15 protein-coding genes and 2 tRNA genes are annotated in these 15,236 nt (G+C 31.7%); 10 read left to right on the top strand and 7 right to left on the bottom strand.

The genetic code is table 11. From position 1 onward, the window contains the following. Positions 1–23 precede the first annotated feature (23 nt). Positions 24–938 carry a site-specific tyrosine recombinase XerD gene (gene xerD, locus AABL87_RS06050; protein WP_006257035.1) on the bottom strand — a complete coding sequence of 305 codons (915 nt, stop codon included), beginning with the start codon at positions 936–938 and terminating at the stop codon, positions 24–26. An 87-nt stretch (positions 939–1,025) separates the two neighbouring features. After that, positions 1,026–1,691, bottom strand: a complete 666-nt coding sequence (locus AABL87_RS06045; RefSeq protein WP_006257036.1) for an outer membrane beta-barrel protein — start codon at positions 1,689–1,691, stop codon at positions 1,026–1,028. A gap of 417 nt (positions 1,692–2,108) precedes the next feature. Between AABL87_RS06045 and aroQ the strand changes: the two genes are divergently transcribed. Both aroQ and AABL87_RS06035 read left to right on the top strand, forming a co-directional pair. Next, a complete protein-coding gene (gene aroQ, locus AABL87_RS06040) occupies positions 2,109–2,525 on the top strand; it encodes a type II 3-dehydroquinate dehydratase (RefSeq protein WP_006257037.1) in 417 nt (138 codons plus the stop codon). Next, on the top strand, positions 2,525–5,017 hold the full coding sequence (locus tag AABL87_RS06035; protein WP_006257038.1) for a DUF5686 family protein: 2,493 nt from the start codon (positions 2,525–2,527) through the stop codon (positions 5,015–5,017). The genes aroQ and AABL87_RS06035 overlap by 1 nt, the downstream gene beginning before the upstream one ends. Before the next feature lie 576 nt (positions 5,018–5,593). Here AABL87_RS06035 and murA read toward each other — a convergent pair. The 3 genes from murA to AABL87_RS06020 form a co-directional block, all read right to left on the bottom strand. Then, positions 5,594–6,907: a UDP-N-acetylglucosamine 1-carboxyvinyltransferase gene (gene murA, locus AABL87_RS06030; protein ID WP_006257040.1), complete on the bottom strand. Its 1,314-nt coding sequence runs from the start codon at positions 6,905–6,907 to the stop codon at positions 5,594–5,596. Next, entirely contained in the window at positions 6,907–7,614 is a 708-nt protein-coding gene (locus AABL87_RS06025; RefSeq protein ID WP_006257041.1) for a DUF4290 domain-containing protein, read from the bottom strand. The genes murA and AABL87_RS06025 overlap by 1 nt, the downstream gene beginning before the upstream one ends. 95 nt (positions 7,615–7,709) lie before the next feature. Next, complete coding sequence (locus AABL87_RS06020; RefSeq protein ID WP_006260705.1) at positions 7,710–7,994, bottom strand: DUF493 family protein; 285 nt, start codon at positions 7,992–7,994, stop codon at positions 7,710–7,712. 119 nt (positions 7,995–8,113) lie between these two features. Between AABL87_RS06020 and AABL87_RS06015 the strand changes: the two genes are divergently transcribed. From AABL87_RS06015 to AABL87_RS05995, 5 genes are all read left to right on the top strand, one after another. After that, a complete protein-coding gene (locus AABL87_RS06015) occupies positions 8,114–8,647 on the top strand; it encodes an AAA family ATPase (RefSeq protein ID WP_006257043.1) in 534 nt (177 codons plus the stop codon). Positions 8,648–8,757: 110 nt separating this feature from the next. Then, positions 8,758–10,650, top strand: coding sequence for a RecQ family ATP-dependent DNA helicase (locus AABL87_RS06010; RefSeq protein ID WP_341277079.1), 1,893 nt, complete (start codon positions 8,758–8,760; stop codon positions 10,648–10,650). Continuing rightward, a complete protein-coding gene (gene fmt, locus AABL87_RS06005; protein WP_006260704.1) occupies positions 10,647–11,591 on the top strand; it encodes a methionyl-tRNA formyltransferase in 945 nt (314 codons plus the stop codon). Before AABL87_RS06010 ends, fmt begins: the two co-directional genes overlap by 4 nt. Positions 11,592–11,757: 166 nt before the next feature. Then, entirely contained in the window at positions 11,758–12,042 is a 285-nt protein-coding gene (locus tag AABL87_RS06000; RefSeq protein WP_006257046.1) for an HU family DNA-binding protein, read from the top strand. A 106-nt stretch (positions 12,043–12,148) separates the two neighbouring features. Then, complete coding sequence (locus AABL87_RS05995) at positions 12,149–12,715, top strand: YqgE/AlgH family protein (protein ID WP_341277078.1); 567 nt, start codon at positions 12,149–12,151, stop codon at positions 12,713–12,715. 18 nt (positions 12,716–12,733) lie between these two features. Here the strand turns inward: AABL87_RS05995 and AABL87_RS05990 are convergent, their stop codons facing one another. Both AABL87_RS05990 and AABL87_RS05985 read right to left on the bottom strand, forming a co-directional pair. Continuing rightward, positions 12,734–13,576 (bottom strand): aminotransferase class IV, encoded by an 843-nt coding sequence (locus tag AABL87_RS05990; RefSeq protein WP_006263010.1) that lies wholly within the window; start codon positions 13,574–13,576, stop codon positions 12,734–12,736. 56 nt (positions 13,577–13,632) lie between these two features. Then, a complete protein-coding gene (locus tag AABL87_RS05985) occupies positions 13,633–14,019 on the bottom strand; it encodes an START-like domain-containing protein (protein WP_006257049.1) in 387 nt (128 codons plus the stop codon). A 145-nt stretch (positions 14,020–14,164) separates the two neighbouring features. Between AABL87_RS05985 and AABL87_RS05980 the strand changes: the two genes are divergently transcribed. The 3 genes from AABL87_RS05980 to AABL87_RS05970 all read left to right on the top strand — a co-directional run bounded on the left by AABL87_RS05980 (position 14,165) and on the right by AABL87_RS05970 (position 15,194). Further along, a tRNA-Met gene (locus AABL87_RS05980) sits at positions 14,165–14,238 on the top strand. Between the two features lie 150 nt (positions 14,239–14,388). Next, on the top strand, positions 14,389–15,015 hold the full coding sequence (locus AABL87_RS05975; protein ID WP_006257050.1) for an NAD(P)H-dependent oxidoreductase: 627 nt from the start codon (positions 14,389–14,391) through the stop codon (positions 15,013–15,015). A gap of 106 nt (positions 15,016–15,121) precedes the next feature. Continuing rightward, positions 15,122–15,194, top strand: a tRNA-Met gene (locus AABL87_RS05970). The last annotated feature ends 42 nt before the right edge of the window (positions 15,195–15,236 follow it).

Genomic DNA, 15,236 nt, shown 5'->3' with positions numbered 1-15,236 from the left:
ATTCAAAATGAATAGCTCTTTTTTTATATCTTACCAGCACGTGGATGAAATTCTTCTAATACCGACCTCAAACGCTCTGTACTAATATGTGTGTATATTTCTGTTGTAGTGATAGACTCATGTCCTAGCATCAATTGAATAGCTCTAATATCAGCTCCATTCTCTAATAAATGCGTAGCAAAAGAATGTCTAAATGTGTGTGGACTAATATTCTTCTCTAAACCTACTTCTACAGCTAATCGCTTAATAATAGTAAATATCATAGCTCGGGTCAATTGCCCTCCTCTTCTATTCAAAAATAAAATATCAGAACTATCTTTCTTAACTACCTGATGAGAACGTATAGAATCATTATACAATACGATTAGTTCCATACTATTATGATCAATAGGTACAAAACGATGCTTACTCCCCTTACCTATCACACGTATAAAACCTTCTTCAAAAAAGAGATCAGATAACCTAAGTCCTACTAATTCACTTACACGTAAACCACAGCTGTACAATACTTCTAACATTACTTTATTTCTAAAGCCTTCTGGAGTAGATTGATCAATTGCCTCTATAAGTATATCTATTTCTTCTACACTTAATACATCAGGTAATTTACGTCCTGTCTTAGGTGTTTCTATCAACTCTACTGGGGAAACCTTTAGATAACCTTCTAAGATAAAGTAATTAAAAAAATTCTTTAATCCTGATATTATACGCGATTGGGTGGTAGGTGCAACTATATCAGCGATACTATACAAGAACTCCTGTACCACACTTGCATCTATAGCCTCTAATAAGACGTGCTCATCATACCCTTCTATATACCCGATAAACTTACGAATATCTAATTCGTAACTTTCTATCGAATTAAGCGAGAGTCCTCGCTCTAACTTTAAATAAGTAGTAAACATCTTAATAAACCCTTCCCAATACCCAGAAGCCATAGTACATTCTTTTATATCCCAAATATACAAACAAAAAAAGAGCCTCTAAAAAGAGGCTCTCTATATTCAAATAAGATTTTATTCTAATTAGAATTTGTAAGTTAAACTAAACTTAGCATTATCAAAGAAGTTATTGAAAATGTTTAAGTTAGATTTAGTATTTGAAACTGTTGCAACTTTTGTTCCAGCTGCCTTAACATTGTAATTCTCGTAAAAGAAGATATCTCCCATATTAAATCCAAGAGCAATTTTCTCAGTTACAAAGTAATTAAATCCAACAGTAACTCCAGTTTTAATACCTGTTGCTTTTACATCAGCAACTCCACCTCTAATTTTTGCCTCATTATATCCAATACCTACTTCAGCAAAAGTTTTAAAACGTCTTCCAACTTCTAAAAAGTAGTAACGTCCAAATGCTCCTGCATATGTTGTATTAACATGGTCTCCTTTTAAATCCTCAATTCCATCAAATCCTTCAAAACTATTTAAACCAAGTTTTCCAAATCCTAATTCAACACCAACAGCGAATTTATCTGATAACATATATCCTACTTTTGGAGTAAAGTTAAATTCTGTTGTTTTGATATCAGATCCACCATTCTTAGGTTTAACTGTTACATCATTAATTTGGAAAGCCCCTTCAACGAATACATTAGATTCTTGGAATCCGAAAGTTGGTTTTTCTGTCTCTTGTGCGTTAGCAGTGAACCCGAAAGCTGCAACTGCAACTAATGAAAGTACTAGTTTTTTCATGTTTTTAAGCTATTTTTAATTAACAATCCAAATGTAGCGACTATCACCAAAAGCGAAGTGATTTTTAATGATAAAATAACAATTAGATAACATAAAATCTACAAAAAACACACTAAAACACTAATAAACAAGATAATATAAAATAAAAAACAATTCATAAATATAAGTTAAAATAACTATTTTTAACCATAACAAAACAATTATTATTCGATTTTATACTAAAACACCAGCTATATAAAACCATTTTTAACATAATAAACAGCACAAACCACATAAAACAACACTAAACACTATTCTTATAAGTGTGAAATACTATTTATAAAAACACTATATAACACACATAAGAAGCATTAACTTTTTTTTTAAGCAACTGATTAAGTATTAAATAATATATTTGTCAGAAGTAAATTAAACTACATGAAAATATTAATTATAAATGGTCCTAATCTGAATCTTCTAGGAAAAAGAGAACCTGATGTATATGGTCACACCTCTTTTGAAGATTACTTTGAAGTATTAAAGGCTAATTATCCTGAAGTAGAACTCGAGTACTATCAGTCTAATATAGAAGGAGAACTAATTAATAAAATACATGAAGTAGGTTTTAGCTATGATGCTATTATCTTAAATGCAGGAGCGTACACGCATACCTCTATCGCTATAGCTGATGCCATCTCAGGTATAACAGCACCTGTCATCGAAGTACATATCTCTAATACACATAAGAGAGAAGATTTTAGAAAACATTCTTATATATCACCAGTATCACATGGAGTAATATTAGGCTTTGGTCTAAAAAGTTACGACTTAGCTATTGCTTCTTTACAGTTATAATGAAACATTCTTTTTCTAAGTATATTACTTCTATATGCGTTGTGATACTATCTATATACGGTAGTTATGCACAAGACAACACTGTAAATGGTAAAGTCATAGACTTATATGGTAATCCTATAGAGAATGCTACAGTATTTGTAAAAAAAACGGATAAACAGACTATCACTAACCAGAATGGAGAGTTTCAGATAGAAATAATTCCAGGTCAATATATCTATGCTCAAAAAGAGGATTTTACAATTAGAAGGATAGAGTACACTCCAAATAAAACTAATGCACAAAAACTAGAGCTAGTCCTTACTCCTTTAGAAGAAACAGACATCTTTTACGATAATCCACAAGATGAATATGCCATCTTCATTATGGATCTAGCTAGTACGCATAAAAAAACGAATAACTTAGAGAAATATACTCTTGACTATTATTCTAAAGGTAATCTTCAACTTGCATCAGGAAGAGAAACATTCTTAGGGCAAAAAAGAAAAGACCTAGATCCCTCACTTGATATAACAGATGTAAATAACTTTATCTATCTAGGAGAGTTATCTTCTCAACAAACAGTTTTAAATGAAGATTATGGAAAAGAAAAAGTTATCGCCTTCAATGAAATAGGAAAGGCAAAAGATCTTTTCTTCTTAACAGCAACAGATAGTGATATTAATTTATACGATAAAATCGTTTCTAATCAGATTAATGTAATCTCTCCTCTGATGTCCTATGCTAAGACATATTACTATTTTAAATTACTGAAAAAAGACACTGATTCTTTAGGAAATGATATATATACAATAGGTTTTACCCCAAAAAGGGATAGAGAACCTATCATGGAAGGTAAAATAAAAATCACTAGTGATAAATGGCAAATTACAGAACTGTATGCAGCTATGAATGGAGAAAATGTTGGATTAAAGAATGTAAAACAAGTCGTAATAACTCAACAGTATAAGCATAATCCATTACTAAATCTATATCTTAAAGAAAGTCAAAACCTATATTTGAAAGGAAAATTCTTAGTATTTGACTATGTTGGTTCATTTAAAGCGCATTATACAAATTACCAAACAGACAACTCTATTAATAAATCACAATTCAGCAATGAACTAATCCAATATTCTAATAACTTCTTACATCAGCCAGAAAGTTACTGGGAAAAGAATAGACCATATCCTTTATCTAAAAAAGAGATGGCTACTTTCAATGAACAAGAAATAAAAATACAAGAAGCAACAAGGGTAACATTAGATTCTATAGATAATAGAACTAATAACTTCACTCTTTTTAAGTTAGTCAAGGGATATCAACATTTAAACTCTTATAAAAACTCGGCTATTACCTATCGTGGACTTTTATCCACATTCGCATTTAATGCGGTACAAGGATTCAATGTTACTACAGGCTTAGACTATGTAAAAGTAAAAGACGACTACTCTCAAACTAAACTAGGTACAATCGTCAACTATGGTATCTCCGAAAATAAATATAGAGTATCTGGATATGCATCTCATATCTTTAATCAAATAGACTATAATACAATCACTATATCTGGTGGTAGTACGATATTACAGTTTAACCAAGATGATCCTATTAAAACGCCTATTAACTCATTTGCAAGTGCTTATTTTGGTAAAAACTATGCAAAGTATTTTCAGAAAAGTTACCTTCAAATCAAGTATGAACAATATGCTTTTAATAGATTTAAGTTTAGTGGTTTATTAGAGTATGCTCATAGAAGAGCATTAAATAATAGTCTTAACAGCCCACCATTTGCACCACAAAAAGACTTTACTTCTAATAACCCATTAGACCCAACGGATTTTGATAATGCACCATTTAAAGATAATTCTATCTTTAAATTTAACTTAGGGCTAAACATAATCTTTGACCAAAAAATAATCACTTATCCAGATTACAAACAATATTTACCTACTTCTAAATATCCTATTATATCACTTACATTAGATAAGACATTGAATGCTACAACTAGTAATTATAACTATACTTTTGTATCATTTGCAACACAGTACAATGATAATATCGGTAAAATAGGAAACTTATACATAGGGCTAGCTGCAGGAAAATACCTTGAACAAAATGATATCGCCTTCACTGACTATAAACACTTCAATGGAAATAGAACTTTTATAGGGTCTACTGCTGTATATAACAAACAATTCAACTTACTACCCTACTATGAATATAGTACAAATAAATCTTATGTTGAGTTTCACCTAGAACACGACTTTAGAGGGTATATCATGAATAAAATTCCTTTATTAAATAAGACCCGATATTCTATCGTAGTAGGATACCATATGCTGAATGTTCCTGATAAAGATGTGTATGGAGAATATAGTATAGGCTTAAATAACTTTGGTTTTGGAAAGTTTAGACCTTTTAGAATAGACTTCTTTAAAACTGTTTCGAATGGACCTTATAAGAATTTTGGTTTTGTATTCGGTATTAAAGTACTTGACTTAATCCAAAAATAATAACGCTGTATTAGTATTTGATATTTAGCAAGAACGACTCTCGTTATTAATGTAGATCCTTACTTTACGAGCTTAGTTTAGTGAATTCTTAGTTGTCTACAATTACACAAAAGATAGAATAACCACAGCTTCAAAAAGCCGAATATTAAAATATCAAAAAACGACATTCATATATAAGTATATTCTTTTTAGTGTGTATTGAGTAGTTAATGAATTTTGCTCTGGTATACTAGCAGATTGCTTGCAGGTTTCTTGCACATTTCTTCGACAAAAACACCTTCTAGGCAGGAAAACCCCTAGAAATCTCCTAGCAAACCCCTATAAAGTGCAAGCCATACACTTATATCTTATTCCTAAATACTGAAATCAAAACTCTTGTACTAGTTTAAGGTATTAACTGCTGCTTTCACTTTAACGTATTCATACCTAATGGTATTACTTTTAAATGATACTGTTATAAAGTCTTTTAAATCAATATTAGGATTACAACTAAGAACTATCTATGGAGAGATATACTACAAAAAAGCACAAAAAAAAGAACTAAGCTTGACTTAGTCCTTTTAATATATTCTTATACTATTCTTCTATTCTTTCTATATGAGCTCCTAGAGCACGTAGTCTATCATCTATAGCTTCGTATCCTCTATCTATTTGCTCTATATTCTGAATCTCGCTTACTCCCTTAGCTGATAGAGCAGCTATCAATAAAGATATACCTGCACGAATATCTGGAGAAGACATCTTAGTAGCCTTTAACTGAGACTTAAAGTCATGTCCTATAATAACAGCTCTATGCGGATCACATAAAATGATCTTAGCTCCCATGTCAATTAGCTTATCCACAAAGAATAATCTACTCTCAAACATCTTTTGGTGGATTAATACCTCTCCTCTAGCTTGTGTCGCTACTACTAAGATAACACTTAACAAATCAGGCGTTAGTCCTGGCCATGGCGCATCTGCTATAGTAAGTATAGAACCATCTATAAAGTTTTGGATTTCATATCCATCTGTATGAGCTGGAATATAAATATCATCTCCACGCTTCTCTAATGTAATTCCAAGTCTTCTAAAAGTATTCGGTATCACACCTAAATGCTCCCAACCTACGTTCTTAATCGTAATTTCACTCTGTGTCATCGCTGCTAACCCAATCCATGAACCGATCTCTATCATATCTGGTAACATCGTATGCTCACAACCTTTTAGTGCTGTCACTCCTTCTATAGTCAGTAAGTTAGACCCAACACCTTGAATCTTAGCTCCCATAGAGTTCAACATCTTACACAGTTGTTGGATATATGGCTCACAGGCTGCATTATAGATAGTCGTAACTCCTTCTGCTAATACAGAAGCCATTAGTATATTAGCAGTTCCTGTTACAGATGCTTCATCTAACAACATATCAGCACCTACTAACTTCTCTGCTTCTACTCCATAGAAATATTCTTCTCTATTATATCTAAATGTAGCACCTAATTTTATAAATCCATCGAAATGCGTATCTAATCTTCTACGTCCTATCTTATCTCCTCCTGGTTTTGGGATATATCCTTTTCCAAAACGAGCTAATAAAGGCCCAACCATCATAATAGATCCTCTTAAGGCTTTACCATCTGTCTTAAAGTCATCTGAGATAAGATAATCTAAATCTAACTCATCCGCTTGAAATGACATCTTATTAGGACCTAACTTTTCAATTTTAACTCCTAATTTGCCTAATAACTCTATTAATTTATTTATATCAATGATATCCGGTATATTAGAGAGTACAATTTTTTCTGGTGTTAATAAGACAGCACATAAAATCTGCAATGCCTCATTTTTAGCACCCTGAGCATATACCTCCCCTTGTAGTTTAAAACCTCCTTCAATCTTAAATGTACTCATTACTTCTTACCTTTTGAATGATAGTTATTACTTTTATATTTCTTATTGTTATTGTTGTTGTTAGAATTACTCTTCTGATTATTAGAGTGATTCGTTTTGTTAGATTGTTTCTTATTTACCTGCATTAAGTTAGCAGTAGTAGATAATTCTTCTTCTTTTTTAAATAAATTAATCTTTCCATTAGACAGCTCACATAGATGCTCAAAGATCACTTCGTCTTTCACTGTTTCTTTATTCCAACTCAGATAACTCTTCTTCATATGATTAGCGATCACTAATATCAAGGCATCCTTCATCTCACCATCTTCCCAAGCGATAGCCTTATTTATCATATAGGTAATATTATTACCATAAAATCTATATTTAGGGTGATTCTGAGGATAGGCTAATTTACCAGGTTTTGTAAAGATAGTTTCTTGTGTTGCAATAGGAAATGGGCTATCAACATCTAATTTAAACTCAGACATCATGAATAGTTGATCCCATAACTTATGTTGAAAATCAGGTACATCACGCAAGTGCGGATTCATACTCCCCATCACACTAATAGCATACTTAGCGCCATTATTTCGCTCTTCTCTATCTTCGATTTTACAAATATGGTCTATCAAACTATGTAGATGACGCCCATATTCTGGTATTATCAATGGTTTTCTTAAGGAATTATAATCTAAGTGAGTTACTGCTTCTTTGGAATCAAATTTCATATTATCTATACTGTTATATTGGAGTAATTACTTATTAAGTTATTTATACATAACTCCTAATCAAGTAATTTATTTAAAAATAGGTAAAAAAAGGATTATAAAGAAACTATTCCTTCAATAGTTGAAACTGCAATGTATTTATCAATGATTTCTTGTGCATTCTTCACTGTAAGTTTTACAGAAACACTTGCAAACTTACCTGTACTAGAGTTCTTAATTTGAATATCTGCATTACAACCATCAAAAGCTTCTTCTACTCTGGCAATTTTCTCAGGTTCACCTGGCACTATAAATTTATAAAGGTAAGGTCTTGGCCACGTTTTATCGTCTTCTAATTGCTCTTTTAATCTTTTATAAAATTCTATTGTCTTATCGTCCATATCGTTTTTATTAGGCAAATATAATCAAATTAACCACTATAATTTTCAAAAGATGTAGTTAAAACTCTTTTGCAGACCACATTTTATTGTACTTTTGCACCTTTGATATTTACAGCAAAATGGACACAAAAATAATCTTAATCATAGGAGGACCCGGTTCTGGTAAAACTACGTTGATTAACGAACTTACTAACAAAGGATATGTTTGCTATCCAGAAATATCTCGTGCGGTAACGAAAAAAGCCCAAGAAAAAGGTATTGATCAATTGTTCTTAACAGAACCTCTATTATTCAGCCAATTACTTTTAGAAGGAAGAATCGAGCAACATAAAGATGCTGTTAAAGAATCAGCGAATATTGTTTTTATAGATAGAGGAATTCCTGATGTACTAGCTTATATGCATTACACAGGAGACAAATACCCTGAGAGTTTTGATATAGCATGTAAACAACATCTTTATCACCAAATATTCTTATTACCACCTTGGGAATCAATTTATCAAAGTGATGAACAACGTTATGAGAATTTTGAACAGGCAAGTCAAATACACGAACATCTTATCTCAACATATAAAAACTATGGTTACGATCTAATCGAAGTTCCAAGAGACACAGTTGAGAATAGAATTGATTTTATATTAAGCAGAATTTAAGAAATCATCATATTTGAGTTAAAAGGGTTATAGTATTCAAACTATAACCCTTTTATTTACAACAAATTTTGTAAATTCGTTATCATATTTTCATATATTTCTGTTAGCACATGACCACACCAATTGAAATTCTTCAAAAGTACTGGAACTACGACAGTTTTCGAGAGCCACAGAAAGACATTATAGATTCTGTCCTAGCAAAGAATGATACTTTTGCTTTACTTCCTACAGGTGGAGGAAAAAGTATCTGCTTTCAGATTCCTACACTTCTATTACCAGGCACATGTTTAGTAGTTTCCCCCTTGATCGCTCTAATAGAAGACCAAGTCAACAATCTTAACAAACTTAATATAAAGGCTACTTCTATTATAGGAGGTACGCCAATGCATGAGATAGATGCCATATTTGACAATTGCCTATATGGAAACTATAAATTTCTATATATATCACCTGAGCGATTAAAACAGACTTGGATTCTTGAACGAATAGAAAAGCTTAAAATCAGTATTATAGCCATTGATGAAGCCCATTGTATCTCTCAATGGGGACATGACTTTAGACCTGCTTATCTAGAATTAGGAAAATTACGTGATGTTTTCCCTGAAGTACCTATTATTGCACTGACAGCATCTGCTAATAAAAAAGTAATAGAAGACATCTGCACAAATCTTAAACTTAATTCTCCAAAGCTATTCACAAAAAGCTTTTTGAGAGAGAATCTAATATACGGTGTATATAAGGTAGAGAACCAATTAAACATGGTTCTACGCATATTACAAAAAAATCCTGCACCAACAATCATCTATGTTCGCAATAGAAAAGAAGCTTATTTCTTCTCTAACCAATTAAATCAAATGAATTATAAAGCTACTTTTTTTCATGGGGGCTTATCTATCATTGAAAAAAAGAAAAGAATGCAAGATTGGATAGAAGAAAAAACACCTATTATGGTAGCGACTAATGCTTTCGGAATGGGGATTGACAAAAAAAATGTAAAGAATGTAATCCATATACAGATACCCGAAAACATAGAGAACTATTACCAAGAAGCCGGAAGAGCAGGACGAGATGGTAATAAAGCATTTGCTACTATGCTAGTCACTCCACAAGAAATCAAGCAAAACAGTGAAATGTTTGAAACGAATCTCTTTGACAAAGAGTTTCTTAAACGCATCTATCGAAAACTCAATAACTTTCTAAGTATTGCTTATGGAGAGGGATACAACTGTACTTACAGTTTAAATTTCAATAAATTCTGTAGTCATAATAACTTTCCACATAGGAGAGCTTATAACGCACTACAATTCTTAGATAGACAAGGTATAATTCGACTATTAGAAAACAGTAAAAATAAAACTAAACTGCTCTTTACTGCTCCTAGTAGTGAAATACTAGACATAACGTATGACAATGAAAGTTACGAGAACATCATTCACTTCATACTACGTACTTACACAGGAATACACGAGTACGAACAAGATTTAGATTTACATCTAATAGAACAACATACTGGCGAAAGTCAAGAGAACATTATCGCTTGTTTAAAGGACTGTCATGACCAAAACTTATGCAACTACATTCCTGAAGAAAACGATCTTACAGTGATATTCAATGAGGCTTGGGAAGAAGACAGAGTACTATACCGTACATTCCCATATCTTAAACAACAGAACGAACAAAAGATAAATCAATATAAATCTCTCTTATTTTATATTGAAAATGAAGATATTTGTAAGAACAAAATACTGCTAAAGTATTTTGATGAAGAGAAAACAAATGACTGTGGTACTTGTTCTACATGTATATCTAATAAAAAGAAACATAAAACTAGTAGTGTTATTATTGACAATATATTTAAAATTCTATTACATACACCTAGCACTATTCAACAATTAGAAGTAGAACATGGTATAGATAAAGAGGATATAATATATTCACTACAAGTACTACAAGAACAAAATAAAATAAAAATAAACCTAGAAAATCAATATTTAGTAATATGAAAGACTTGCGTATCGTATTCATGGGAACTCCAGACTTTGCTGTCGGGATTCTAGATGCTATATATACAAATAACTATAACGTAGTAGCTGTAATTACTGCTCCTGACAGACCAGCTGGTAGAGGACAGAAGATTAAGTACTCAGCTGTTAAAGAATATGCTTTAGAAAAAAATTTACCAATACTACAACCAACAAACTTAAAAGACGAACAGTTTTTAGAAGAATTAAAAAGTTATAATGCTAACCTTAATGTAGTGGTTGCCTTTAGAATGCTTCCTGAAGTAGTATGGAAAATGCCAGAACTAGGAACCTTTAATTTACATGCTTCCCTTTTACCAGATTATAGAGGAGCGGCTCCTATCAATTGGGCTATTATCAATGGAGAAACAACAACTGGAGTATCTACATTCTTTATAGACGAAAAAATAGATACGGGAGCTATCATTCTTAAAAAGGAATTAAATATTGGAGCTAATGAGAATGCTGGTGAACTACATGACAGACTCATGGTCTTAGGAGCTTCTACTGTATTAGAAACGCTTGAATTGATCAAAGAAAGTAATGTTACTACAACTACTCAACCAAAAGAAGAAACCAAAACAGCTTATAAATTAAATAAGGACAATACTAAAATTGACTTCACACAAACAGGTCAGCAAATACACAATCTTATTAGAGGGCTTAGTCCATACCCTACAGCATGGTGTTTCTTTCAAGATAAAAGTAATGAATGGACAGTTAAAATATACGAAGCTAATTATGAGGAAGATAGTCACAACTACCCTATTGGTAAAGTAGTTTCTAGTAAAAAAGAACTTAAAATTGCCGTCGAAAAAGGTTTTATCAATATTTTAAGACTTCAATTCCCTGGTAAAAAACCTATGAAAGCCAATGAATTACTCAATGGAGTTACTTTTACCGAAGACTTAATAGCTCTATAAAGCTCTAAAAATCAACATTTAATGAATTTATAGTTTATTTTAGCTTTTAAATCACTTTGATTTATCAAATTTTTATTTTTTTTTATGCAAAAGACTTGCTTTATTACAGAATTACCCTAAATTTGTATAAGGACGTTAATAAAGTTAACCTTTAAAAAAAATTATTATGAACAAAACTGAATTAATTGATGCAATTGCTAAAGATGCAGAGATCAGCAAAGTGGCTGCTAAAAAAGCATTAGAATCATTCTTATCAAATGTTGAAACTACTTTAGGTAAAGGTGGAAAAATTTCTTTAGTTGGTTTTGGATCTTGGTCAGTATCTGAAAGAGCTGCTAGAGAAGGAAGAAACCCTCAAACTGGGAAAACAATCAAAATTGCTGCTAAAAATGTAGTAAAATTTAAAGCTGGTTCTGAATTAGAAAACGCTGTAAACAAGAAGAAAAAATAATATTAATAGTAATATTAACACTTTTTCGAAAATATAAAGCCTCACTTATTTTAGTGGGGTTTTTTTATTATATTAGAAGATGAAATCTATCTGATAGTTTATATATATGATTCATTCACTTTCCATACAAAGAGGAGATCAGTTAATCTCATTGCCTAGTGCCCTTAACGCAGATCTTATTTTCTCAAGATCAGTCATTCTATTAACAGAACACAGTCAGGATGGCTCTGTTGGCTTTATTCTGAATAAACCATTAGATCTAACCTTATCAGATCTTTTACCGAATACGGAAGCCTCATTTACTATTTATGACGGAGGTCCTGTTCAAAAAAACAGAATATTCTATATCCATACTAAACCAGAGTTAATTCCTGATAGTATTCATATTGTAGATGATTTATATTGGGGAGTAGATTTTGAAGAATTGAATAACATTCTATCCCTAGGAATACTTAACAAGAATGATATTCGCTTTTTTCTAGGATATTCAGGTTGGGACTGCGACCAATTAAAAAATGAGATTCAAGACAACTTTTGGATAGCTTCTAATAAATTAGATACCAAGAATATTTTTTCCCAATCTCCGACAGAACTATGGAAAAGTTCGTTATCTAAATTGGGAAACAAATACTCTCTATGGTTAAATGCACCTGAAAACCCTAACTTTAATTAGGGAATACAGATAACATACTTACATCAATCTAATTTTAGCATTTAATTTATTTACCAAATCAGCAGCTAAAACGTTGCCATATTCTTTCTTACGGTACTTAGTCACAGGTTGAATTCCCATAATGACATTCGTAATAAATAATTCATCGGCCTTCTGTAATTCAAATGGTGAAATGACTGCTTCTTCAAATTTATATTCAGGATGTTTTTGTAGTAACTCGATTACTTGTTTTCGCATAATCCCTTTCACACATCCATCAGATAATGGAGGGGTTTTTACCACATTATCTTTAACGATAAAAATATTACCATTTAAAGCCTCTACAATGTTTTTAGTATCATTCAACAATAAACAGTTCTGATAATCATTCTCTTCAGCAAAAATACTTCCTGTTACATTGATTAACCTATTATTTGTTTTTAAAGTTGACAACAAATGAGAAGTTATATAAAAATCTTTATATAGTTCTATCTCGTAGTTCATAGTATTTAAACTATAAACTCCATTATTTAAAACCTCAGCCGAAACGATATAACCTATTTTTCGACTAGTTGGTAAATACTTACCTTCAGCATCTCTATATACTGTAAAACGCACTCTAAATGCATTTACAACTGATTCAAGACTATTGATTGTTTTAAGTATTTCTTCCTGAAAATACTCCATTGTAAACTCCATAGGTATCTCCATACGCAGAATGCGCATAGAAGACATTAATCTAAAGTAGTGGTCTTCTAAGAATAAAACCTTTTTATCTAAAACTCTAACTGTTTCAAAAACAGCATCTCCATATAAAAAGCCTCTATTATGCTCTACAGATACGTCACTATTAGAAACAATTTTGCCGTTAACATTAATCATATATTTCTTTTCTTCTGATTACTATTAACGGCAAATATAAGTTATATTTTATGGAATTATGCAGAACCTAATACTTGTTTTAAGTCCATGATTTGATTTTCCCATAATTGTTTTGATTCATTGATTTCATCTGGCTCAGCGAAATCTGTAACGATAATAGTTACATCTTTTGTCAATTCATCTTTATTGATTTTTAACTCAAAGAAATAGTCAGTTTCTTTATCGTTTTCATCTAGCCATCTATATCGAACTCTCTCATCAGCTTTACGAGTAACAACACGAGCTTTCTCTTCTGAATCTCCCCAAATAAAAGAATAGATCTCTCCACGTGAATTTACATTATCAGCGAACCACTCGCTTAGCCCTGAGGGATCCGAAATATACTGATACAATAATTGCGGAGATGAATTAATTGAGAATTCTAGTTCGTATTTTTCTTTCATAGCCTTTTATCAAATTTTATAATTTTTTCGAATATAATCATATTTTGTAAATAAAAAAATATTTTTTTTCTCATTCTCTATTTGCATTATAAAGTTTTTGTTCTATATTTGCACCCGCATTACAGAAGTAACGCAGCCCAACAATGGCGAGGTAGCTCAGTCGGTTAGAGCGCAGGATTCATAACCCTGAGGTCACGGGTTCAACTCCCGTCTTCGCTACAAGGTAAAAGGACATCTTATTTAAGATGTCCTTTTTTTATTTATATTCTCTCCTGTATTATAAATACTACCGAACTATCATAGAAATATACCTACTTCTATAGAAAGTCACGAACTAAGTTTGTCATCTCAAAAAATCATTAATACAATATGACAAAAAAAATATTAGTAATCAATGGGCATCCTGATCCAGAAAGTTATAATCAAGCACTTGCTACAGCTTATATAGAAGCACTTAAAGAAACTCCTCACACAGAAGTAAAATATTTAGCACTACATTCATTAGATTTCAACCCTAATCTTGAATATGGATATAGAAAACGTACAGAACTAGAGCCTGATTTAATAAAAGCCTTAGATGATATTAAATGGAGTAACCATATGGTATGGATACATCCTCTATGGTGGGTGGGGCTACCTGCTCTGATGAAAGGCTTTTTTGATAGAGCCTTCTTGCCTGGCATCACGTTTAACCATATCTCTACTACAGAAACAATAGGCCTTTTAAAAGGCAGAACAGCTAGAATAATAACAACAGGTGGTGACCTTAGTCAAGAAATCTACACAACAGTTTTTAATGATAGTGGTCTACTTCAACTCAAAACAGGTATTTTAGAATACTGTGGTGTGGAAGTAACAGATACAACTTTCATCGGGTTAATGAATAATTCATCATTAGAAGATCGTCAAAACTGGCTAGAGGAAGTCCAACACTACGCAATAATAGACTCTAAACCTCATAATGTCGATATACACACAAAAACCTTATCAAAATAACAACCTTAAAAACAACGCATTAACCCATAAACTAAAATATTTTTAAAAATAAAAGCTTCTATCCCTTGCATGGTTACTATTTAGTAGTATATTTGCACCACAATATCGCGGGATAGAGCAGTAGGCAGCTCGTCGGGCTCATAACCCGAAGGTCACAGGTTCGAGTCCTGTTCCCGCTACTACCAAGGAGACTTAAATAAGTCTCCTTTTTTTATGCCTAT

It is taken from the genome of Myroides sp. C4067 (assembly GCF_038039665.1).
Classification (GTDB): Bacteria; Bacteroidota; Bacteroidia; order Flavobacteriales; family Flavobacteriaceae; genus Flavobacterium; species Flavobacterium odoratimimum.
This window is presented reverse-complemented; position numbering and strand designations above follow the sequence as displayed.